The following is a 21,459-nucleotide window of genomic DNA, read 5'->3' as shown; positions in this document are numbered from 1 at the left end:
TTTGATTTCACCCTTTTATTCCCGAGAAACTTACCCCTTTTACAATCTGCTTCTCAAAAAAGAGGAATGCAATAATGACAGGTAGTGATGCAATGGCGTTTACAGTCATCGGCAATATATACGTTTCTGAATAATTTGAGTTAAACATCGGTATACCGACTGGCAGCGTATAAAGAGCCTCAGAAATAATCGCTAAATATGGCCAGAGAAAATTGTTCCATGAACCGATAAAGGTTAAAATTCCTACCGCCGCCACCGCAGCTTTTGCAAGGGGTAATACAATACTCCAATACAGGCGGAAATCGCTACAGCCATCTAGCCTAGCACTTTCAATTAGCTCATTTGGAACTCCATCAAAGAAGCTCTTTAAGATAATGACACCAAGAGGAGCAGCAATACCAGGAAGAATTAAGCCCGCATACGTATCAAGCAAACCCATTGATCCGACTATTTCATAAAGGGGGATGATCATTGCTTCTCCCGGCACCATTAACCCAGCAAGAAAGAATAGGTAAAGTGCTTTTCGATAGCGAAAGCGCATTTTCGAAAAAGCGAATGCCGCCATTGATGTTAATACAAGCGTCAGCAAAGTCGTCACCGCGCCAACAAAGAAGCTATTCCAAATCCATAAAAACACGTCGCTCCCGGCAATGATGTTGACGTAGTTGCTAAATGTATAGGGCGGCAAAAACCAATCGATGGCTGAGCTTGCTGCCGTTCCCTCTGGCTTCATTGACACAAAAAACATCCAGACGATGGGGAATAAAAAGGCAAGCGCAGACAGAAAAGCAATAGACACCTTTAACCAGCGAAACGGATCACGTTTTGTTGTCAGCACAGACTGGCTCATAGCATTCTCCCCTCTTTTCCGCCTAAGCGCAATTGAATAACAGACAGCACCAACAACACCATAAACAATAGATAAGACATCGCTGCAGCGTAACCTAAATCATAACGTTGGAAGCCCATTTCATAGATGTACAAGATGATTGGCCGTGTTGTTGTCCCGGGCCCTCCATCAGTAATTAAAAGAATTTGTGCAAAAACTTTAAACGAAGCAAGGACTTGGAGCAGTAAGATTAAGCGACCGATTGGGAGAAGCTGTGGCAATGTGATCTGCCAAAACATCTGCTGCCTTGTTGCCCCGTCAACTTCAGCAGCTTCATATAGTTCCTCAGGAATTCCTTGGAGCGCCGTTAAAAATAAAATCATATTAAAACCGACCGTCCACCAGAGCGTGACTGCGATAATACTCACCCAAGCAAGTGAAGGGGTCGCTAGCCAAAACGGTTCTGCATCAAGACCGACGGCCTGTAAGAGATTATTCACAACGCCGGTGTATGGCTGAAGCATGAAGATCGCGACAAACGAGATAACCGATACACTCAAAATGCTTGGGATAAAGAACGAGCCCCGAAAAAACGTTTGCAGGCGCGTATTTAAATTCGCCATTAGCGCTAGCCCTAAAGCAAGAATGACCATTGTCGGCGTTGACAACAGAACGAATAATGAGGTGTTTCCAAATGCTTCCCAGAAATTCGGATCACTTAACACATTGATGTAATGGGTCATCCCAATAAACTCTTGCTGTTCAATTAACGTCCAATTAAAGAAGCTCATCTGCATCCCTTTAAAGATTGGGTAAATCGTAAAAAGCACATAAGCAACAAAGAAAGCAAGCAAAAACGGAACGGGACGGAGATCGTCTTTCCACGTTAACTTTTTCATTTCATGCCCTCCTCAGCGGGTACTTGCCACAGCTTATTGTCTTGTCGTTACAGCAAGAGCCTTCAACATTTGATCAATTCCAGCTTCTGGCGTTAGGCGATTGCTCATAATCTCATCTAGCGCACGAATCATGTCTGTTTCAGCTGGATTTTGATAAATCGTTTTGTTTGTAAACACGACCTTTGATGCGACCTCCGCATAATCTGCGCGAAACGGCTGGTCTTGGAATTCAGATGACTCTACCACATCGGTTCGAGCGGGTATATGACCTGCCTTCGCCCACTCAGCCCCTTCATCGCTAACGAACGAAATAAATTCAGCAATCGCTTGTTTTCGCTCAGAAGATTGTTCTTCTTTAATCGGAACAATCAATGTATGTGCGTCACCTTGGGCAGCTTCAACATCAAATGATTGAGGAATTGGCATGGCCGTAAAATTTAGATCAGCAGCTTCCCAGATGCCCGTTGCCCATACACCCGTCATCATCCCAACGGCGTTTCCAGCCTGAAAGGTTTCATAAAAATCACCAATATGCATCGGGATAACATCTCCGAAGAAATTATGAATGTATTCCGCAGCTTGAATTGCTATGTCTCGATCTAATGTAATTTCAGGTTCACGCAAATCATCTGAGAAGATTGGAGTTCCACCCATTTGGAAGTAGACGGTCCACCACCACCGATACGTATCGACACCTCCTGTTGAAATGGCTAATGGGGTCTTATCAGGGAGCGCTTCTTTCGCTGCCGCAAAATAATCCGATAATCCCGTTGGAGTCGACTCGATCTCAGGCAGTCCTTGCTCATTCAGCAAACCCGCTTCTTCTGCTAAATCTGTATTGATATAGAGAATAAATGGGTGTGTATCAATTGGAACAGCATAGAGCTCATCCTCTACTTCGACGGCATCACGAATATTCTCAGGGAACCGATTAAAATCTAACCCAGCTCCCGTCATCATCTCCTCAACCGGCTGCAACAGTCCTTGATTCATTAACTGTGGCAAGGAAGCCGCATGGGAAATGCCAATATCCGGTCCACGATCAGCTGCTACGCTCGTAACAATCTTGGTGTAATAGTCATCCCAATCCTGCAAAATGATGTCAACATAGACTTCATCTTGACTGCTGTTATACTCGTCAACAATCGCTTCCATGTAGGACAAATCCCCGCCTGACAGGAACACCCAATAATCGAGCTTTATTCTTCCATCTGCCATTGTGTCAGCTGAGCGTGTACAACCGCTCAACAGCGCAACCGCACATGCCGCAACGATCCAGTACTTGGAATGCTTCATTGAAACGACCTCTTTTCTTCATCATTTAAAAAAAGATAGCGCTTACAAATAAAGAAATGCGAACGAGCTGCTAATTATGATCTTTTTTCTAGACGTATGACATGCCACGAAGCCGCAGAAAAATGAGCAGTTACTTTACCGTCTCCAACTTTTGCATCTCCATTTGAATGCGGCTTAACTTGTTCATTCCTCTTCGTATTAACCGCTTTCAAATCCTTGTTTTCAAGAACAATATGCTCTTTAATCTGATACGATTCAAATCCACGAACATCAATCGTCACCGTTAAAGAATCATCTAGATGGCGATTTAAGCCAAAAATGGTTAGTTGCTCGCTCTCTTCGTTATAGACAACTGCTGTATCAAGCTGCGGCACATCTGTGTACGCTTTTGTATCGTAATGAGGAGTCTGTACAACTGGCTGCAGCGACACGCCTCTTCCAAATACAGACACATGCATGTATGGATAAAAAATGGTTTGACGCCATGCCGGTCCGCCGTTTTCTGTCATAATCGGCGCTATGACATTAACAAGCTGTGCTAAGCAAGCCATTTTGACTCGATCCGCCCGCTTTAAAAAGCTCATTAACATCGATCCCACTAAAAGTGCATCTTCAAAGTTGTAGACATCTTCCAACTGTGGCGGAGCGATTGACCAAGGTTCCATTTTACTATCTGCTTCTCGCGAGTGATACCAAACATTCCATTCATCAAAGCTAAGATACATCGTTTTTTTGCTGCGCTTCTTTGCTTTTATATAATCACATGTAGCAATAACGGTTTCTATAAATCGATCCATCTCAAGTGTTTTCGCTAAATAACTTGCTGAATCATTCGATGTATTGCCGTAATATTGATGCAAAGAAATATAGTCAACTTCTTCGTACGTATGTTCAAGGGTCGTTGCCTCCCATTCAGGAAATGTCGGCATATCAATATTTGAACTGCCACAAGCAACTAATTCAATCGACGGGTCAACAAGCCTCATTGCTTTTGCTGTTTCATTTGCAAGTCTACCGTACTCCTCTGCTGTTTTATGCCCAATTTGCCAAGGTCCATCCATTTCATTTCCCAAGCACCACGTCTTAATACGATGTGGTTGCTTATATCCATGACTTGCGCGAAGATCACTGTAATAACTTCCTTCAGGATGATTGCAATATTCGAGCAAATTACGAGCAGCATCGACGCCCCGCGTACCAAGGTTCACAGCCATCATAACTTCGGCATTTGCCTGTTTTGCCCAAGTGGCAAATTCGTTCGTCCCAACATAATTCGGCTCAAGCACACGCCAAGCAAGCTCAAGCTTTTTTGGCCGATTTTCAAGCGGTCCAACACCGTCCTCCCAATTGTAGCCGGAAACCATATTTCCACCCGGATATCTAACAATTGGTACGTGTAGTTCTTTGACTAAATCCAATACATCTTGACGGAAACCTTCTTTTGTTGCAGAAGCATGATCAGGTTCATAGACACCTCCGTATACAGCTCGACCTAAGTGTTCAATAAAGGATCCATAGATTCTCGGATCAATCTCCCCAATAACAAATGAAGGATCAATTGTCATGTTTGCTTTTTTTCTCGTTCCCATGTGCACTCTCCTTATAGTTAACTTTTTTGTTAATTAAAAATAGATACATTACTTATAGTGGATTATACTTCGGTGTGATTATTCAGTCAACTTTTATATGTTTAATTTTTCTAACTATTCTATCGCTAAAAATCAAAAAAAGCATACTCTTTATGAGTACGCTCTTTGTAAAGAACAACCTTATTTTTACAGACTCGTCATGGATCCCATTTATTGCTTTGCTTACTGACTTACTATTCGTTATTTTTTTCGCGGAAAGGAACACGTTCTCTCTTCACATATTCATCAGTCGCTTTTAAGGCTTGAATGGCGGCTGAAATATAGTGAGTGAACTGTTGTTCCTTATCTTGACCAAGTTGTTTTTCAATGGCAGCTGGAATTCGTTCAAAATTATCAATGAGTAAATATGTTGTCATGCCGTGTTTCGTTAAAATACCATTTAACCATATGGCATAATCAACAAACACTTGTGAATCACGAATTGCATACGCTGCTTCTAAATGGCGAAAATGGTGTTCATTGTCTTCAATCGTATGCTTCCAGCCCTTCTCGCCGTATCGCTCAACTAAGCTTGGAAAATCATGATAAATGGATTGAGCAATCGATTGGACGATCGGTTCATAATAATGAGGCAGGCGTTCATTCATTGATAATCACCTCGAACTGGCGAACTGTTGGTACAATATTCGCTAGCTCTTGATCTGGGTATTTCTTCTCCAAATCATGGATATCTTTAAACTCTTGACTCCGTACCCATTCAAGATAATCTTCTTTCGTTTCAAATTGTAGCTCTACAGTTAACTCACCCGGTCGCTTATGATGCTGTAACAGACGGAAGGAAACAAACCCATTGGCGGAATCAACTTTTTTAGAACGATTGCGATAGATAGCTATAACTTCTTCTGCCTTATCCTCTGGTGCTTTGAAAGTAGAATGAACCACATACATGTTAAATTCTCCTTTTATTCGTTTAATACTGTCTTTGCGGCAAACTCAACCGTTTGATCGTCCATTGGTGGATTGTGTAAGCCAGCACGAACATTGCGATAATACCTTGATAAAGGTGAAGCATGTGCTAGACTTTGTGCCCCCACTACTTTCATTGAAAGATCCACCATGTTAATTGCATGTTGGACAACACTATGCTTTGTCATCATAAACGACAAATGCATTGTTTTACGTTCGTCTATAGATGCTTCATCCCATTGTTTTGAAACACCATAGAGAATGCTTTGACTTTGCTGATAAAGCAGCATCGCTTCGCCTAGTCGTTGGCGAACAGTCGGAATCGTCGCAATCGGTTTTCCTATACTATTCGGTGCATACTTACGGGCGTACGTAGCGGCTTCTTGAATTGCTGCGTAACCAATTCCTAAGTAACATGCGGGAATGTGCAAAAGCCACGCTTGAGGCAGTTCCTTTCGTACTTGGACTTTTAAAAGCGCATCTTCTTGTAATATGACTTGATCCAATACAAGGTCATGACTTCCTGTTGAGCCCATTGCAACCATATCCCAAGTTGGGTTGATCGTTACGCCCTCTGTGCCTTTTTTTATTAGAAATACGCCTGTTGATCCATCTTCTTCAATTGTCGCAAGCACAAGGTAATAATCAAGATGTTCGGCAAGAGTGTAGAACGTTTTTTCTCCGTTAATCAGCCAGCCTTCAGACGTTTTTTTAGCTGATGTTTGAAAAACGCCACCTCTCGTTGGACTTCCTGTAGCTTTTTCAGTGGCTGCGGTATTTAGTAAAAGGCCATTGTTTACAACAGCTTTAAGCACGTGCTGACGATGGATTTTAGGCCAGTTTTTCTCTTGCGCTTCTTGATACATGGTTCCCATATGCCAGCCAATGCTCAAAGCAGTCGGACCATCTTCTCTAGCGATAAGCTCTTGTAGGCGAAGCCATTCCGAAAGCGGTACTTCCAAGCCACCAAATTCCTTCTCCACTGCTAAAGCAGCATAGCCGCAGTCTCGCAAAACTTGTATGTTTTCAATAGGTACCGTTTGCTTTCGATCATGTTGTGCCCCTATTTTATTAAACGGTTTTATGTGCTTCAGCAATCGTTCCTCTCTTTCATTTGCTGACGACGTTTTTAATAAATCCACTCCTGTGCCACTCCTTTTCTACTTTATTCGCAACTACATTCTGTTGACTTTCAACTAATGTTAAATGAAAAAAATGATAGAATTGTTTTACCTAATCCATCCTCGGCTATGAACATTAAAAAGGAGTGTGAAGCAAGATGCCTTGGGACATGAAACAATACCCACCTGCTTTAAAACAGTTGAAAGCACCAATAAAGAAAAAAGCGATCGAAATTGGGAATGCCATGCTAGATGACGGTTATGAAGAAAAAGATGCGATTCCAATTGCGATTTCGCAGGCAAAAAGCTGGTACGAGGATACACCTAAGGAGGATGTTGATCAGTTTTACAAACATGGTCAAATGAAACCATCAAAAAACAGGGAAAAACAATCCTCTCCAACGTTAAATGAACGCAATCAGCTTGTTAAAAAAAGAGACGATGGCTGGGCCGTTCAAGCGGAAGGTGCACAAAAACCTAGCCACGTGTATAAGACGAAAAAAGAAGCTGTTCAACGCGCAAAAGACATTGCTGAAAATAAAGGAACTGACGTTACATTTCAATGATAAAGGAACGCTTGGACTTGTTGGATTGGAACAGCAAGTCCCTCTCCACGGGTTCTCTCCTCTAGCGAGCGGGCATATATAATGCCAATGACTTCTCCTTCTTGAGAAAGGACTGGCGAGCCGCTGTGTCCAGGATACACATCGTTTGTAATCGACAATCGTTGGTAATCTCCTACTTCTTCAGACACTTCCCCTTCATTTGCAATAAAGGAGTGGGTTTGAGGATGACCAATAACAATAACATTTTCATGTAAAAAGGAAGTTGGTTCAGCGAGCTTTAACGGTTGAAACAATTGATTTTCAGCGTCTACACGCAGTAGAGCAAGGTCCTTTTCAATGTCGTGTTTTATCGATTCCGCTTCATATCTTTTTCCGTCGGCTGTTACAATCCACAAGGGACCTTGCTCGTCACTAACGTGATGATTGGTTAACACGTCACCCTCCTCACTCACAAAGAAACCGGTCCCGTGTCCAGTGTTTGTTTCAACGACGACGACACTGCTTTGCCAAGCTTCAATTGCCTCATCATTAAACAATGATTCGCTTTCCCGTATATAGTGCCATGCGTTTAAAGAATAATGCTCAAATAAAAAGGATACCGTCTGAACAAATAATGCTAAAGCTACTACCAAAGCAATTATTCGAAAAAAACGTCTTCTTCCTTTCTTTTCTTTCTTAGGTTCATCCTCTAAGAAGTCACTTAACGGTGGCTCTTCCTCATAGTTATGTGAGTCGTTACTCAAATCGCTCAAACGCTTCTTTTAAAATTTGCTTAACCGAACTAGCTGTTTGAATTGTTTCCAATTGGTTTCCTCCCTTGAGAACCGATTGAATGGCAAGCCCAGGTGCCATACCACATAAAACAAGTTCAGCTCCAATAAGCTTTAGAACATCTCTTAACTGAAAAATCCCTTCTACAACAAATGCATCATAGTGCGTTAGGCCAGATAAATCAATGACAAGCTTTTTTATACCTAAACGCACGGTTTCTTGTGTGACCGTATCAAACATAAGATCAAACCGCTCTTTATTCATCTCTCCGATAAGAGGCAGTACTGCTAATCCATCCAATAAAGGAACAATCGGCGTTGAAATGGATTGAATGCGTTGTACGGAACGCTCATATTCTTTCTTTGCCATGACTTGTTCCGTAATATCCCTTTGCACACCTACAAAATAAAGCTTGTCTTGGTCTTCTATATAAACAGGGTCAATCGTTAGTTCATTCCAAAATAACGTTCCGTCTTTCGTATAATTGGCTATTTCAATCAAGACTGGTTTTCTTTCTTTTATCGCCTCTCGAAGTAAATCAATCTTATTACGATCTGTTTCCTCACCTTGCAAGAAACGACAGTTTGTCCCTAAGACTTCTTCGACTTCATAACCTGTCATTTTCGTAAAACCCTCACTTACATAGACAATTGGATTGTCTTTAAGATCTGGATCTGTAATTAAAATGCCTACTCGTGTATAGTCTAAAACTTTCACTAATAGTTCCGCTTGCTTAGCAACCTCTTCCAACATGTTCTTCATGCCTCCTACAACGCATACGTTACGAATAGTATACCATTTCTCAACATGAAATTCTTTTTATAACATTTATTTAACGGCTTTTAAGTCACCTTCATTGAAGCAAAAGACTGTTGCTATTATAATGAACGATAGCATGTCGCTGTTACTTTACTATGGAGGCTACTTATGGAACGAATAAATAAAGAAACCGTCCAACTGCATATAAACGAATTTGCAACACAAGAGGTTTACTTACACCTAGAAACAACAAATGGTGCTTATGCTTCTCACTTTGATGAATCTTTCTTTTCAGCAAGCGCGTATATTCGGAATGCGAAAATCACGTACGAAAACGGAAAAATTGCCGGTGATGGCCCCTATCGTGTCGGCTTAAAACTCGATATTGGTTGGGTTTATGGAGAGGGTTTGACTCATTTTGAGCTTGATGAAGAAGGCAGACTTTTACTTGCTGGTCATGGACCAGACGGGAAATTAGCTATTGCCATGGAGCTATCGAAAACCCCTTTTCGCTAAAATTCATTAGGAGTGAACTAATATGAACAAACAAAGCCATGTACTCGTCGTTTTTCCTCATCCTGATGATGAAGCATTCGGCGTATCTGGAACAATTGTCAACTACATTCGACATGACATCCCTGTCACCTATGCATGTCTTACTTTAGGAGAAATGGGACGCAATTTAGGAAATCCACCTTTTACAACAAGAGAATCATTGCCTGACATTCGTAAACAAGAATTGCAACAAGCCGCGATAGAGATGGGCATTTCCGATTTAAGAATGCTCGGCTATCGTGACAAAACGATTGAATTCGAAGCACCCGGTAAAGTCAAACAAGATATTCTAGACTTAATCACTGAATTAAAGCCATCCCTTATTATTTCGTTTTATCCTGGCTATGCAGTTCATCCTGACCACGATGCCACTGGGGAAGCGGTTGTTGAGGCGTTAGAATCGTTGCCTGAAAAAGACCGGCCGACGTTTCATGCCATTGCCTTTTCAAATGGACATGAGGAAGCGATTGGAAAACCGGATATTTTAAATGACGTCCGTCCCTACGCTCAAATAAAGCTTGATACATTGCGAGCCCATGCTTCACAGCTCGCTTGGACGTTGCCAAGTTTAGAAAAGGCCTATCACGAAGGAAATAAAGAGGCGGTAGAACGTTTAACCATTGAGCGATTCTGGACCTACCCACTTAAAGCGGAGCATTCTTCATGACAGATAAGTGCTTACTCATTATAGATGGGTTTAATTTACTAAGCCGAGCCTATTTTGCGACAAGTTATAATCGTCCTGTCGAATCATTAGAAAAAAACGAAAACGGTATTCCTGTTAATGGGTTGAATGTCTTTCTAAGAAAGGTACATTCATTACTCAGTCAATACAATGCTTCTCATTGTGTTGTAACGTGGGATATACCGCGAGAAGATACCTTTAGGCGTCAGCTATACCCACCTTACAAACAAACAAGAAATGAATTACCAGAACCGTTAATTCAGCAATATGAATTGGTAAAGAAAGAGCTTGAGTCCCTATCAATTGCCCAACTAACACTTTCACCCTACGAAGCAGATGATCTAATGGGGAGTATTAGCAAAAAATGGGGAGAAGAAGCACCCGAAGCGCCTGCTTACATTTATTCGAATGATAAAGACTTGTTTCAATTGATAAATAAACAAGTATCTCAAATCATTGCCGCCAAAAAACAAGATATTGTGATGAATTACGAACGATTTACCCAAACGTATGCAGTTGAACCTGAACAATGGGTTGATGTTAAAGCCTTGCTTGGTGATCCAAGTGATAATATACCTGGTTGCCCCGGTGTAGGTGAGAAAACCGCTTTACCGCTTATCCAAGCATACACCACGCTTGATCTGTTGTTTCACCAACTAGATGATCTTGATCCCCGCTTCAATCGTGTAAAGAAAAAGCTAGCAGCAGGGAAAGACATGACACTGCTATCAAAAGAGCTTTCAGCCATTAAGTGCGACATTGAGTCGCTACCAGCCATTTCTTCATTAGAGCGTCCTCAAGTCAGTCTTCCATAAAACGCTTAAACTCAATGCCACACCCCGTGTTCGGCATTGAGTTTTTCTTCAATTCATTTCCATTGCAAACCACTTTCGATTCTTCTATAATGGATGACGGATTTCCTAAGGACGAGAAGGAGTGTTTAGATGTCCGTTTCTACTCTACCAAAGGCAGATAAACGAGATATTCAATTAATTCGTATGCAACAACATGTAAAAGAAATAGCAAAAGAAGAAAAGAAGGAAGTTATTGGAATTGAGCAAGTGGATGAAGAAGAATGGGTCATTGTCTCAAAATCTTATCACAATGATTCTTTTCAAGTGATGATCAATGATTGTAGTCAGCCATATGATGGAAAGTGGGATTTCGTTCTAGAAGCGGAATACAAAGAAGCAAACACGCTTTTTATTGACGACATAAAAGGAGAACCTTGTAGAGGCTACGGGTCGATTTGTATGAACTATCTTAAAGAGATAGCATGGAAAGAGAATTGCGATATTCAGGGACGTATTGTTCAGCGCGATTGGGGTCACGTCGACCGGCTTACTCATTTCTATCAAAAGCATTCTTTCTATATTACGCTTAATAAAGAGGAAAAAAACGGCAAAATTCAATGGTACGGTGACTAACCTAGTTTTTAAGTAAGCTAGGTTTTTGTCGTATTTTTTTTGTTTATATCTATTTTAATATGGGTACGGGAACGTTATAGAAACGATTTATATGTAGAAGGAGCGTTACGAATGATTGAACAATTGTCTGATTCAGTACTACTAGAGGCGTATAAGAAAGCAAAGCAAAATCAACTAGAAGAAGATTTTCTTGCTATCCTAGAACAAGAGTTAATGAGACGCGATATACATATGAACGAATTAAATAGGTAATTTTATTAATAGACTTACTAGTTTTTTATATTTCGATTTAAAAAGGACTGTTTAGACATCCCCTATAAAATACATAAGTAAAGCTAAATAGGCGGTAAACTTGTAGATCTTTTATAGGGATACCGCCCATTTAGTATATAAGTTACAACTTATTAGTCTTTACTCCTCTTCCTCTTCTTCAAGCCTTGCTTCAATGGCTGCTACACGCGCACTCAATTCAATGACGTAAATCACTAGAAAAGAAAAAGCAGCTACACCTAGCCACGATAAAAAATAAGCACTTCCAAGTCCAGAAAGCAGCGAAAATACTGCTCCAAATACGCTTGTTAAACCGACTAAGATTGATACAAACAAGCTTAACGCATAAACTGCTAGATTCACAGAATCACCTCCATGCTTCTACGTTATGCAATGCCTGCACGACATTCTTGTTTGTTTGCCTGAAGACTATAAAAATAGAGTAATGCACTAGTTGCTTTTTCGCTAAAGGGGAAACTTCTTTTTTAGGCAATTCACGTATAAACAGTAGAAACGTTGTAAATAGTAACCATATGAGGTGATGACATTGACTTGGTTTGAAATCATACAGCGTAGCGCGTCCATTCTCGTTATACTACTTGTTTTATTTACATATCGCTGCATTTTTAAGCAAGACCAACAAGCAAAACAAAAAAACGAACGATAGCGCAAGCGCAAAATCGTTCGTTTTCCGTCAGACTTGTTCTGCAATCGCCTTATTCTTAATGTTCCAGTGGGATTCAGTCCAATGAACTTGGCCATTCTTTAACACAAAAAGCTGGGGAGATTTATGAGTAGTGTTTAAATCCTCTGCAATTTGGTTCGAAACAGGTCGCGATTCGATCACTTTCACATATGCGGTTTCAAAAGTTGGGTTTTCGCTTGTGAATGTTTGAAATTCTTCAAATGCCTCTGCACTGATAGGGCACTGTGTGCTATGTTTAAAGACTAATACAGTTTGTTCAGTTGCTTTTCCTTGAAATTTATCCCAATCCTGAACTGATTTTAACTCTTCCACGTTATCACCTCATTTATTCTTCTCATTTATAGTGTAACATATGCGCTCAAAACGATTTAAGCCAATCGATTAATTTAATTCCATGTGAATGAGACGATCATCTTCACTTTCTGGATTTCCTCTACCGTCAGTATTATTCGTTATAAAGTAAAGATCATTTCCTTCAATAACAACATCTCGAACACGCCCATAATCTGATACATATTCTGTCAATTCACTTGGTTCGTCAGGGTTAAACAAATAAACAGCTTCCCCTCTTAGACCTGCCATATAAATCACATCATCATAAGTCGTGATGCCTGAAGGTGCCCACGTATCTTGACCTGAATGAATAATAGGTGTCTCCATCCCTTCCTCTTCTTCATCGCCTTCAATCACAGGCCAACCGTAATTATTGCCGGCTTCAATAACATTGATTTCATCATGACCAGATGCTCCGTGTTCTGAACTATACATCGTCCCATCATGTAACCATGTTAGTCCTTGCGGATTTCGATGACCGTATGAATACACAAGTGAACCATCGAATGGATTGTCTTCAGGAATAGCACCATCTAATTCCATACGTAAAATAGACCCTGCCAAGCTCTCTTGGTCCTGTGCCAAATCGACTTCTTCCGCATCACCTGTTGTTGCATATAAATACCCATCGGGTCCAATCGCTAGCCTACCCCCATTATGTGTTGGCGCACCAGGAATCCCTTCTAACAAGACCGCATTTTCTGTCCACTCATTATCAGCTTCATTCCATTCCAGTCGTACAATTCGGTTCTCAATCGCTGTGTCAGCGCCTTCATAAGAATGATACGCGTACGCGTAGCCATTCGAGGTAAAATCAGGATCTAACACCATACCAAGCAAACCAGACTCCGCTTCCTGAATAACATCTTCATTTAATTGTACGGTTTCTTCCGTAATCTCTTCATTTTCGTCTATTCGATAAATGGTCCCCTCTCGTTTAGGAATAAAGAAGCGATCTTCATCCTTCACGATGGCCCATGGACTTTGAAGATTTTCTGCCATTGCCGTCTCTTCAACTTCTACAACGGTTTCACTCACACCGTCATCATCTGAGGCATCACCTGTTATGTCAGTCATTTCTTCATCGTCTACTGTATTGCATGCCACTAAGAGAAAACTTCCTCCAAGTGTCATCATGATCTTTTTCATTTGACACACCTCCATCCATTCTATCCTTTGTATAAACGATTTTCACTTTGTTAAAACCTTCTGCTTTTCCATACACGTCCATATAGCGTATAATCAAGTTGAAAAAGGAGTGATAAAAATGAAAATGGTTACATTAAACAATGGCGTCGAAATGCCGCAACTTGGATTTGGTGTATGGAAAGTGAAAGATGAAGAGGCACAACCAGCCGTTTCAAAAGCACTTGAAATTGGCTATACATCAATTGATACTGCGATGATTTATCAAAACGAAACAGGCGTCGGCAAAGCCATTGCAGAGTCGACTATTGACCGAGAAAAACTCTTTATCACAACAAAAGTTTGGAATTCCGATCAAGGGTATGACCAAACCCTCGCTGCATTTGAAACGAGCATGAATAAACTCGGCCTTGACTATGTAGATTTGTATTTAGTCCACTGGCCAACACCAGATTTTGATCAATACATTGATACGTACAAAGCATTAGAAAAACTATACAAAGATGGTCGTGTTCGCGCCATCGGTGTCTGTAATTTTCATATTGAGCATTTAGAGCGCTTATTAAATGAATGTGATGTTCCTCCAGTTCTGAACCAAGTTGAGTGTCATCCGTACCTAGCTCAAAATGAGCTAAGAGCTTTTTGTGAAAAGCATAATATTTATGTGGAAGCCTGGAGCCCTCTTGACCAGGGACAAGAACTATTGCAGGATGACGTAATCGTGCACATAGCGGAAGCACATCAAAAAACTCCAGCTCAGGTAGTATTACGATGGCACCTTCAACGGGAAACCATTGTCATTCCGAAGTCCGTAACACCAAGTCGAATTGAAGAGAATTTTAATGTATTTGATTTTGAGCTTACGGATGAACAAATGAACGCAGTCAATCAGCTTGACCGGAATCAACGTCGAGGTGCAGATCCAAACGATATGCACGCTCGCTAATGAAACAGACGCTCGTTAACGCAGAATGCGGACGAGCGTTTTTTTGTTGTAAGCAAGTAAAAACCCAATTTAGTGAAAGAATTTATCTTTTGCCGTTTACACCTCTACACTTTGGAGGTAAACTAGAGAGTGGATTAAAAATCGAACATTTGTTACGACTCTTAGGAGGTTACACGATGATTACTGTTTCTAACGTCGGTTTACAGTTTGGCGGACGTAAACTATTTGAAGACGTAAATATACAATTTAACCCTGGTAACTGTTACGGATTAATTGGCGCAAATGGTGCTGGTAAATCGACTTTTCTAAAAATCCTGTCTGGAGAAATCGATTCGCAGCAAGGTCATGTTTCAATGAAACCAGGATCCCGTATGGCTGTGTTAAAACAAAATCACTTTGAATATGAAAATGAGCAAGTACTGCAAACAGTTATTATGGGTCACGCTCGTCTCTACCAAGTGATGCAAGAAAAAGACGCGATTTATATGAAAGAAGATTTTTCTGATGAAGACGGCATGAAAGCAGCCGAACTTGAAGGAGAATTTGCTGAACTAAACGGTTGGGAAGCAGAATCGGATGCTGCTGTTCTTTTAAAAGGGCTCGGAATTGGCGAAGACGCTCATTATAAAACACTTGCCGAACTATCTGAGTCAGAGAAAGTAAAAGTGTTGCTTGCACAAGCGTTGTTTGGTCAACCTGACGTTCTACTTTTAGACGAACCGACAAATGGTCTTGACTTAAAAGCCATTCAATGGCTAGAAGACTTCTTAATTAACTTTGAAAATACGGTCATTGTTGTATCTCACGATCGTCATTTCTTAAATAATGTTTGTACTCACATTGCAGACCTTGACTTTGGAAAAATTCAGCTTTACGTTGGAAACTATGATTTCTGGTATGAATCTAGTCAATTAGCGTTAAAAATGGCGCAAGACCAAAATAAGAAAAAAGAAGAGAAGATTAAAGAGCTTGAAAGTTTCGTAGCTCGCTTTAGTGCGAACGCGTCGAAATCAAAGCAAGCCACTTCTCGTAAAAAACAGCTAGAAAAAATTACGCTTGATGACATCAAACCTTCATCTCGTAAATACCCATATATTCATTTCACCCCTGATCGTGAAATCGGGAATGATTTGTTGTTAGTTGAAGGTTTAACGAAAACAATTGATGGGGAAAAAGTGTTAAACAATATTTCGTTCCGCATGAGCAAAGACGATAAAATTGCTTTAGTTGGTTCAAATGACCTTGCGAAAACAACGCTATTTAAAATTTTGACAGGGGAATTAGAAGCCGATAGCGGATCGTTCAAGTGGGGCATTACAACGAGTCAATCGTATTTCCCGAAAGATAACGCAGAATTCTTTGAAGGCTGTGACCTCAATCTTGTTGACTGGTTACGCCAATTCTCACCTGAAGACGACAGCGAATCATTCCTACGGGGCTTCTTAGGTCGGATGCTGTTCTCTGGTGAAGAAGTACTGAAGAATGCAAGTGTTCTTTCTGGTGGAGAAAAAGTCCGTTGTATGCTGTCAAAAATGATGTTAAGCGGTGCTAACGTCTTATTATTAGACGAGCCAACGAACCACCTTGACCTTGAATCCATTACTGCACTGAATAATGGACTTATTAACTTTAAAGGTTCAATGATCTTTAGCTCTCATGACCAACAGTTTATTCGTACGATCTCAAATCGTGTGATTGAGCTAACGAGTGATGGCATTATTGATAAAGATTCCTATGAAGATTATTTAAAAACAGCTGTTAAATAAAAAAGAGTGGTCGAAAATCGACCACTCTTTTTTTGTGTTAATTAAACCAACGTTCCGTTACGACTTTTTTCCGCGTGTAAAACTGAATGCCGTCTTTGCCATTGGTCCCTAAGTCTCCGAAAAACGATGCTTTATTTCCAGCGAATGAAAAGAACGCCATCGGTGCAGGTACATTCACATTGATGCCAATCATACCAGCGTCAATCGAATTCCTAAAATACTGCGCCGCTCTCCCACTTGACGTATACAAAACAGCACCATTAGCGAAACGAGATTGATTCGTCAGTGCAATGCCTTCGTCTAAATCTTTTACGCGAACAACACTTAGAACAGGCGCAAAGAGCTCTTCCTGCCAAATGGTCATATCAGGTGTGACGTTGTCAAACAACGTTGCGCCAAGATAATAGCCATCCTCTTCAACAACTGGATCGCGCCCATCAACAACAAGGTTTGCTCCTTCTTCTACACCTTTTTCAATGAAACTGACTACTCGGTCTTTATGACTCTGACGAATGAGTGGACCAACAAAATGCTCATCCTTACTACCGTTTCCAGCTGTTAATTTTTCTGTTTCACGTGTTAATACACTCATAAACTGGTCAGCACACGACTCTTCAACCGCTACAACGGAGCAAGCCATGCAACGTTCGCCGCTCGAAGCAAATGCTGCGCCAATAACACCTTGTACAGTTTTTTCCATTTCACAATCCGCCAGAACCACAGCGTGATTTTTTGCCCCTGCTAACGCTTGGACTCGCTTTCCATTTGCTGTACCTGTTTGATAGACGTGTCTTGCAACAGGTTCTGAACCAACAAACGAAACGGCTTCCACATTTGGATGCTCAAGCAAACCATTAACGACGTCTTTTCCACCATGAATTAAATTTAAAACACCATTTGGTAAACCCGTTTCATGCATGATTTCAACAAGTCGCTCAGCTAAAAGTGGCGTTCGTTCCGACGTTTTTAAAACAAACGTATTACCAGCAGCAATCGCTAATGGGAACATCCATAAGGGTACCATCATTGGAAAATTAAACGGCGTAATTCCAGCTACAACCCCTAATGGATAACGCCAAATCGACCCGTCAATTCCACCTGCAATATTCGGAAGGGCATCCCCCATCATCATTGACGGTGTAGACGTTGCAAGTTCCACACATTCAATGCCCCGCTGTACTTCACCACGTGCATCTTTAATTGTCTTCCCATTTTCTTTCGTTATAAGTTGAGCTAATTCTTCTCGATGTTCTTTTAATTTTTCTAAATAAACGAACATGTAACGTGCTCGTTCAGGAACAGGAACGACCTTCCACTCTTGATATGCACGTTTTGCCGCTACCACTGCATCATGAACATCTTCTACCGTTGAAAGTGGTACTGTTGCAATGGTCTCACCTGTCGCTGGATTCGGTACAGTCTCTTGCGTTGTTGCTCTTGATTCTACCCAGCTACCATCAATCCAGTTCTTTACCGTTTTCACTGTTGTCGTCATGCTTCTGACACCCCTTCTGCTTTAAAAGTGATCGTTTGATTTCCAACACGCTTAAACAGTACCGACATATCTTTCTCACCAAGGCCGGACTTTTCTGCATCCTCATATAAGTCTACAAGTGCCTGACTAATAGGTAACTCAAGACCGTGCTCTTTTGCTAAATCCATAGCAAAGCGCAAATCTTTATTTAAAAGTTTTAACGCAAAACCAGGCTCGTAATTGTCGTCCGCCATAAATGATTTATAGTTTCGCTCATAAATACGACTTTGACCATACGAAACATTCAGAACATTAAAGAGAAAATCAAGGTTCAGACCACTCTTTTCGGCTAGTTTTAACGCTTCTGCCACTCCTGCTGTATAGAAACCAATTAATAAATTGTTAATCAGTTTTGCATTCGTACCACTATCGTATTGTTCACTTATGTGAAAAACATTGCTTCCAAGGATCGCCAAATGAGCGTGAACACTTTCTAGCAGTGCTTTTGGGCCACCAACCATAAACGTTAACGTACGATTCTCTGCACCAACGACACCCCCACTAACAGGTGCTCCGAGAAAGGACACGTCTCGCTTTTCTGCTTCTTCACCAATTCGACGTTCAAGCTCTGGTGAAACGGTGCTCGTATCAACTAATACAAGTCCAGTAGGTACTTTGCGTATCAACCCATTTTCCCCTAAGTATACATCTTCACATGTTTCAGAAGAAGGTAGGCTTGTAAAAATTAATTCAGCGTAATCAACAACATCGTCAATAGTCAAAGCGGCTTTTCCGCCATTCTTTTCAAGCGTTTGTAAAGCGCTTTCATTTACATCATACCCTATTACGTCATAACCAGATTCTAGCAGATTAAGAGACATCGGTTTTCCCATATTTCCAAGACCAATAAATCCTATTTTCACTGTTAGCCCTCCTTTAGAGAAGAGCCTGCACTTTGATAAAAGTACAGGCATGATGATGCGTTTTATTGATGTTTTGATAGCACTGTTTTTGCTACCGATTGATCTAAGTCTTCAAAATCTTGATAAGAGATGGTTTCATAAAGCTCACTTCGTTTCTGCATATGCTCGAGACTCGCTTTTTGCGTACCGTTTTCTAGTATATCTTGAAAAACACGCTCATATGCTTTTGCTGCGACTCGCAATGACGTCACTGGATAAATCACCATCTCATAGCCCATATCTTCAAATTCAACGGCTTGGTAATACGGTGTTTTACCAAACTCGGTCATATTAGCAAGGAGCGGTGCTTCAATTGCACTCGCAAACGCTCTAAACTCTTCCTCTCCTTGAAGCGCTTCTGGGAAAATAGCATCTGCTCCAGCCTCTACATAAGCTTTGGCCCGGTCAATGGCTTCATCCAGTCCTTCCACGCCTCTTGCATCGGTTCGCGCAACGAGCAAGAGTGACGGTGCTGCTTTTTTAAGTGCCGCAATCTTTTGTACCATTTCCTCTGTAGTGACAAGCTTCTTGCCGTTTAAATGACCACATTTTTTCGGCAAATCTTGATCTTCCATTTGTACTGCTGCAACACCGGCTTCGACCATCTCAACCGCTGTACGAGCTACATTCAAAACACCACCAAACCCCGTATCAATGTCGACTAAAATAGGTAGATTTGTGGCACGAATAATTTCTTTAGCCCGATCTGCTACTTCTTTTGAATTCACAATTCCGAGATCTGGTAGTCCAAGACTTGCTGTAAAGGCAGCACCTGAAAGGTAGAGACTTGTAAAACCTGCTTGTTTCGCCATTAAACCTGCCATGGCGTCATGAGCGCCGGGAATTTGCAAAATTCCCTTTTCCTTTACTTGCTCAAGAAACTGTTGTGCCAGTTCTTTTTGTGACAATGGTTGATCAACAATCCAAGGCATCTTCACACGCTCCTTTCTTTATTCCTGTGCAAACAAGTCTGTAAATGCAGGTACTGTGACTTTTTCTAACTCTTTGTAATCACTCGTCATGTCTAAAATCGCTTGATGCTGCTTACTAGCATAATGAGTTGCTAGATTGTCTGTAAATTTTTGTTGGATTGCTGGAACCGCTTCTTCTCTTCTAAAACGATGACCAAGTGGATACTCCACTGCAATTTGATCTGTCGATGATCCATCTTTAAAGAAAATCTGAATGGCATTGGCGATTGAGCGCTTGTTCGGATCTAAATAATCTTTTGAATACTGCTTGTTTTCGCTAACAACCATTAGATCTCTTAACCCATCCACTCGTGGATCATTCGCCATGTCCTCTTCATAGTCGTCAGCAACAATGTCACCTTTTAATAACCCTATGGCAATAATGTACTGTAAACAATGATCACGATCAGCTGGATTGTAGAGAGGACCCTTTTTATCAATGATCCGAATGGCTGACTCATGTGTACTCACTTCAATTCGGTCAATGTCGTCTAGACGATCTTTAATGGACTCGTGTAAAGTAACAGCACATTCTGCAGCTGTTTGAGCATGGAATTCTGCTGGATACGATACTTTAAACAAAATATTTTCCATTACATATGCATCAAGGTCTCTTGCTAACGTTAATTCTTGTTTATTGAACAGGACATCTTGAAAACCCCATCCTGGAGCTGTTAGTGCTGTTTTGTACCCCATTTCTCCTTTTAGTGCCGTCATTGCAAGAAATACACCTCGGCTAGTTGCATCACCAGCTGCCCATGATTTTCTTGAGCCTGTATTCGGTGCATGACGATACGTTCGCAATGCTGCATTATCAATCCACGCATGAGAAACAGCATTAATGATTTCCTCTCTTGTGCCTCCTAACATCCCTGCAACAACAGCAGTAGAAGCCACTTTAACAAGTAAAACGTGATCTAAGCCGACACGGTTAAAGCTATTATCTAAGGCGAGCACCCCTTGAATTTCATGGGCTTTTACCATCGCAACTAATACATCTCGAACGGTTAATGGTTCTTTACCTTCAGCAATATTTGTACGACTGATATAGTCTGCTGTTGCTAAAATACCGCCTAAATTATCTGAAGGGTGTCCCCACTCAGCAGCGAGCCACGTGTCGTTGTAATCAAGCCAACGAATCATCGTACCAATATTAAAGGCACCACGAATTGGGTCTAATACATGTGAAGTTCCTGGTACTTTAACGCCATTTGGAACGGTTGTACCTGGCACTACTGGTCCTAGCATTTTCACACATTCAGGATAGCGAAGTGCCAATACCCCACAACCTAAAGTATCAATAAGAACATGAGCAGCTGTCGTTAGCGCTTCCTCACTTGTAATTTCTTTATCTAGGACATAATCTGCAATATCCTCTAGCAATTGATCTGTTTTTCTTGTATCTGTTTTTAACATAAGCGT

At 41.1% G+C, this 21,459-nt stretch carries 24 protein-coding genes; 8 read left to right on the top strand and 16 right to left on the bottom strand.

All coding sequences use genetic code 11. The annotated features are described in order from the left end of the window. Positions 1-7: 7 nt before the first annotated feature. The 7 genes from PQ477_RS17160 to PQ477_RS17130 all read right to left on the bottom strand — a co-directional run bounded on the left by PQ477_RS17160 (position 8) and on the right by PQ477_RS17130 (position 6,721). A complete protein-coding gene (locus PQ477_RS17160; protein WP_035394021.1) occupies positions 8-850 on the bottom strand; it encodes a carbohydrate ABC transporter permease in 843 nt (280 codons plus the stop codon). Further along, entirely contained in the window at positions 847-1,728 is an 882-nt protein-coding gene (locus PQ477_RS17155) for a carbohydrate ABC transporter permease (protein ID WP_274272544.1), read from the bottom strand. Before PQ477_RS17155 ends, PQ477_RS17160 begins: the two co-directional genes overlap by 4 nt. A gap of 33 nt (positions 1,729-1,761) precedes the next feature. Beyond that, positions 1,762-3,024 carry an extracellular solute-binding protein gene (locus PQ477_RS17150; RefSeq protein ID WP_274272543.1) on the bottom strand — a complete coding sequence of 421 codons (1,263 nt, stop codon included), beginning with the start codon at positions 3,022-3,024 and terminating at the stop codon, positions 1,762-1,764. A gap of 74 nt (positions 3,025-3,098) precedes the next feature. Beyond that, positions 3,099-4,613, bottom strand: a complete 1,515-nt coding sequence (gene arfA / locus PQ477_RS17145; protein WP_274272542.1) for an arabinosylfuranosidase ArfA — start codon at positions 4,611-4,613, stop codon at positions 3,099-3,101. Positions 4,614-4,846: 233 nt separating this feature from the next. Beyond that, positions 4,847-5,260, bottom strand: coding sequence for a hypothetical protein (locus PQ477_RS17140; protein WP_246117162.1), 414 nt, complete (start codon positions 5,258-5,260; stop codon positions 4,847-4,849). Continuing rightward, complete coding sequence (locus tag PQ477_RS17135; protein ID WP_144558842.1) at positions 5,253-5,561, bottom strand: antibiotic biosynthesis monooxygenase family protein; 309 nt, start codon at positions 5,559-5,561, stop codon at positions 5,253-5,255. Before PQ477_RS17135 ends, PQ477_RS17140 begins: the two co-directional genes overlap by 8 nt. A 14-nt stretch (positions 5,562-5,575) precedes the next feature. Next, positions 5,576-6,721, bottom strand: a complete 1,146-nt coding sequence (locus tag PQ477_RS17130) for an acyl-CoA dehydrogenase family protein (RefSeq protein WP_274272541.1) — start codon at positions 6,719-6,721, stop codon at positions 5,576-5,578. 137 nt (positions 6,722-6,858) lie between these two features. On the opposite strand from PQ477_RS17130, the gene PQ477_RS17125 reads away from it, so the two are divergent. Continuing rightward, on the top strand, positions 6,859-7,266 hold the full coding sequence (locus tag PQ477_RS17125; protein ID WP_035394023.1) for a DUF2188 domain-containing protein: 408 nt from the start codon (positions 6,859-6,861) through the stop codon (positions 7,264-7,266). On the opposite strand, the gene PQ477_RS17120 is transcribed toward PQ477_RS17125, so the two are convergent. Together PQ477_RS17120 and ytvA are read right to left on the bottom strand one after the other, a co-directional pair. Beyond that, on the bottom strand, positions 7,260-8,009 hold the full coding sequence (locus PQ477_RS17120; RefSeq protein WP_274272540.1) for a S1 family peptidase: 750 nt from the start codon (positions 8,007-8,009) through the stop codon (positions 7,260-7,262). The genes PQ477_RS17125 and PQ477_RS17120 overlap by 7 nt on opposite strands. Then, on the bottom strand, positions 8,002-8,799 hold the full coding sequence (ytvA, locus tag PQ477_RS17115) for a YtvA family blue-light photoreceptor (protein ID WP_144558838.1): 798 nt from the start codon (positions 8,797-8,799) through the stop codon (positions 8,002-8,004). Before ytvA ends, PQ477_RS17120 begins: the two co-directional genes overlap by 8 nt. A gap of 165 nt (positions 8,800-8,964) precedes the next feature. On the opposite strand from ytvA, the gene PQ477_RS17110 reads away from it, so the two are divergent. From PQ477_RS17110 to sda, 5 genes are all read left to right on the top strand, one after another. Next, positions 8,965-9,312, top strand: a complete 348-nt coding sequence (locus tag PQ477_RS17110) for a YojF family protein (protein WP_035394024.1) — start codon at positions 8,965-8,967, stop codon at positions 9,310-9,312. A gap of 22 nt (positions 9,313-9,334) precedes the next feature. Then, positions 9,335-10,018 (top strand): bacillithiol biosynthesis deacetylase BshB2, encoded by a 684-nt coding sequence (gene bshB2, locus PQ477_RS17105; RefSeq protein ID WP_060705034.1) that lies wholly within the window; start codon positions 9,335-9,337, stop codon positions 10,016-10,018. Then, on the top strand, positions 10,015-10,851 hold the full coding sequence (locus PQ477_RS17100) for a 5'-3' exonuclease (RefSeq protein WP_144558836.1): 837 nt from the start codon (positions 10,015-10,017) through the stop codon (positions 10,849-10,851). Before bshB2 ends, PQ477_RS17100 begins: the two co-directional genes overlap by 4 nt. Positions 10,852-10,980: 129 nt before the next feature. After that, entirely contained in the window at positions 10,981-11,463 is a 483-nt protein-coding gene (locus PQ477_RS17095) for a hypothetical protein (RefSeq protein WP_035394027.1), read from the top strand. Positions 11,464-11,574: 111 nt separating this feature from the next. Further along, a complete protein-coding gene (gene sda / locus PQ477_RS17090; protein ID WP_081762064.1) occupies positions 11,575-11,715 on the top strand; it encodes a sporulation histidine kinase inhibitor Sda in 141 nt (46 codons plus the stop codon). Positions 11,716-11,874: 159 nt separating this feature from the next. On the opposite strand, the gene PQ477_RS17085 is transcribed toward sda, so the two are convergent. The 3 genes from PQ477_RS17085 to PQ477_RS17075 form a co-directional block, all read right to left on the bottom strand. Next, positions 11,875-12,096, bottom strand: coding sequence for a hypothetical protein (locus PQ477_RS17085; RefSeq protein ID WP_035394029.1), 222 nt, complete (start codon positions 12,094-12,096; stop codon positions 11,875-11,877). Positions 12,097-12,427: 331 nt separating this feature from the next. Beyond that, on the bottom strand, positions 12,428-12,751 hold the full coding sequence (ytxJ, locus tag PQ477_RS17080) for a bacillithiol system redox-active protein YtxJ (protein WP_274272539.1): 324 nt from the start codon (positions 12,749-12,751) through the stop codon (positions 12,428-12,430). A gap of 69 nt (positions 12,752-12,820) precedes the next feature. After that, on the bottom strand, positions 12,821-13,921 hold the full coding sequence (locus tag PQ477_RS17075; RefSeq protein WP_060705037.1) for a PQQ-dependent sugar dehydrogenase: 1,101 nt from the start codon (positions 13,919-13,921) through the stop codon (positions 12,821-12,823). Between the two features lie 118 nt (positions 13,922-14,039). Here PQ477_RS17075 and PQ477_RS17070 point away from each other — a divergent pair, with 118 nt between their 5' ends. Together PQ477_RS17070 and PQ477_RS17065 are read left to right on the top strand one after the other, a co-directional pair. Next, entirely contained in the window at positions 14,040-14,864 is an 825-nt protein-coding gene (locus tag PQ477_RS17070) for an aldo/keto reductase (protein ID WP_274272538.1), read from the top strand. Positions 14,865-15,040: 176 nt separating this feature from the next. After that, a complete protein-coding gene (locus PQ477_RS17065; RefSeq protein ID WP_144558833.1) occupies positions 15,041-16,630 on the top strand; it encodes an ABC-F family ATP-binding cassette domain-containing protein in 1,590 nt (529 codons plus the stop codon). 37 nt (positions 16,631-16,667) lie between these two features. Here the strand turns inward: PQ477_RS17065 and PQ477_RS17060 are convergent, their stop codons facing one another. The 4 genes from PQ477_RS17060 to PQ477_RS17045 form a co-directional block, all read right to left on the bottom strand. Next, positions 16,668-18,125 (bottom strand): CoA-acylating methylmalonate-semialdehyde dehydrogenase, encoded by a 1,458-nt coding sequence (locus PQ477_RS17060; protein WP_274272537.1) that lies wholly within the window; start codon positions 18,123-18,125, stop codon positions 16,668-16,670. Next, positions 18,122-19,027, bottom strand: a complete 906-nt coding sequence (locus tag PQ477_RS17055) for an NAD(P)-dependent oxidoreductase (protein WP_274272536.1) — start codon at positions 19,025-19,027, stop codon at positions 18,122-18,124. Before PQ477_RS17055 ends, PQ477_RS17060 begins: the two co-directional genes overlap by 4 nt. 62 nt (positions 19,028-19,089) lie before the next feature. Beyond that, positions 19,090-19,998: a methylisocitrate lyase gene (gene prpB, locus PQ477_RS17050; protein WP_144558830.1), complete on the bottom strand. Its 909-nt coding sequence runs from the start codon at positions 19,996-19,998 to the stop codon at positions 19,090-19,092. An 18-nt stretch (positions 19,999-20,016) separates the two neighbouring features. After that, a complete protein-coding gene (locus PQ477_RS17045; RefSeq protein ID WP_274272535.1) occupies positions 20,017-21,453 on the bottom strand; it encodes a bifunctional 2-methylcitrate dehydratase/aconitate hydratase in 1,437 nt (478 codons plus the stop codon). Between the last annotated feature and the right edge of the window lie 6 nt (positions 21,454-21,459).

The sequence above is a fragment of the Shouchella hunanensis genome, from assembly GCF_028735875.1.
GTDB lineage: Bacteria > Bacillota > Bacilli > Bacillales > Bacillaceae_D > Shouchella > Shouchella hunanensis.
This window is presented reverse-complemented; position numbering and strand designations above follow the sequence as displayed.

What these genes read in the sequence shown, in the direction of transcription:
- PQ477_RS17160 (WP_035394021.1), bottom strand. Translation starts at nt 850, where the DNA reads ATGAGCCAGTCTGTGCTGACAACAAAACGTGATCCGTTTCGCTGGTTA.
- PQ477_RS17155 (WP_274272544.1), bottom strand. Translation starts at nt 1,728, where the DNA reads ATGAAAAAGTTAACGTGGAAAGACGATCTCCGTCCCGTTCCGTTTTTG.
- PQ477_RS17150 (WP_274272543.1), bottom strand. Translation starts at nt 3,024, where the DNA reads ATGAAGCATTCCAAGTACTGGATCGTTGCGGCATGTGCGGTTGCGCTG.
- arfA (WP_274272542.1), bottom strand. Translation starts at nt 4,613, where the DNA reads ATGGGAACGAGAAAAAAAGCAAACATGACAATTGATCCTTCATTTGTT.
- PQ477_RS17140 (WP_246117162.1), bottom strand. Translation starts at nt 5,260, where the DNA reads ATGAATGAACGCCTGCCTCATTATTATGAACCGATCGTCCAATCGATT.
- PQ477_RS17135 (WP_144558842.1), bottom strand. Translation starts at nt 5,561, where the DNA reads ATGTATGTGGTTCATTCTACTTTCAAAGCACCAGAGGATAAGGCAGAA.
- PQ477_RS17125 (WP_035394023.1), top strand. Translation starts at nt 6,859, where the DNA reads ATGCCTTGGGACATGAAACAATACCCACCTGCTTTAAAACAGTTGAAA.
- ytvA (WP_144558838.1), bottom strand. Translation starts at nt 8,799, where the DNA reads ATGAAGAACATGTTGGAAGAGGTTGCTAAGCAAGCGGAACTATTAGTG.
- PQ477_RS17110 (WP_035394024.1), top strand. Translation starts at nt 8,965, where the DNA reads ATGGAACGAATAAATAAAGAAACCGTCCAACTGCATATAAACGAATTT.
- bshB2 (WP_060705034.1), top strand. Translation starts at nt 9,335, where the DNA reads ATGAACAAACAAAGCCATGTACTCGTCGTTTTTCCTCATCCTGATGAT.
- PQ477_RS17100 (WP_144558836.1), top strand. Translation starts at nt 10,015, where the DNA reads ATGACAGATAAGTGCTTACTCATTATAGATGGGTTTAATTTACTAAGC.
- PQ477_RS17095 (WP_035394027.1), top strand. Translation starts at nt 10,981, where the DNA reads ATGTCCGTTTCTACTCTACCAAAGGCAGATAAACGAGATATTCAATTA.
- sda (WP_081762064.1), top strand. Translation starts at nt 11,575, where the DNA reads ATGATTGAACAATTGTCTGATTCAGTACTACTAGAGGCGTATAAGAAA.
- PQ477_RS17075 (WP_060705037.1), bottom strand. Translation starts at nt 13,921, where the DNA reads ATGAAAAAGATCATGATGACACTTGGAGGAAGTTTTCTCTTAGTGGCA.
- PQ477_RS17070 (WP_274272538.1), top strand. Translation starts at nt 14,040, where the DNA reads ATGAAAATGGTTACATTAAACAATGGCGTCGAAATGCCGCAACTTGGA.
- PQ477_RS17065 (WP_144558833.1), top strand. Translation starts at nt 15,041, where the DNA reads ATGATTACTGTTTCTAACGTCGGTTTACAGTTTGGCGGACGTAAACTA.
- PQ477_RS17060 (WP_274272537.1), bottom strand. Translation starts at nt 18,125, where the DNA reads ATGACGACAACAGTGAAAACGGTAAAGAACTGGATTGATGGTAGCTGG.
- prpB (WP_144558830.1), bottom strand. Translation starts at nt 19,998, where the DNA reads ATGCCTTGGATTGTTGATCAACCATTGTCACAAAAAGAACTGGCACAA.
- PQ477_RS17045 (WP_274272535.1), bottom strand. Translation starts at nt 21,453, where the DNA reads ATGTTAAAAACAGATACAAGAAAAACAGATCAATTGCTAGAGGATATT.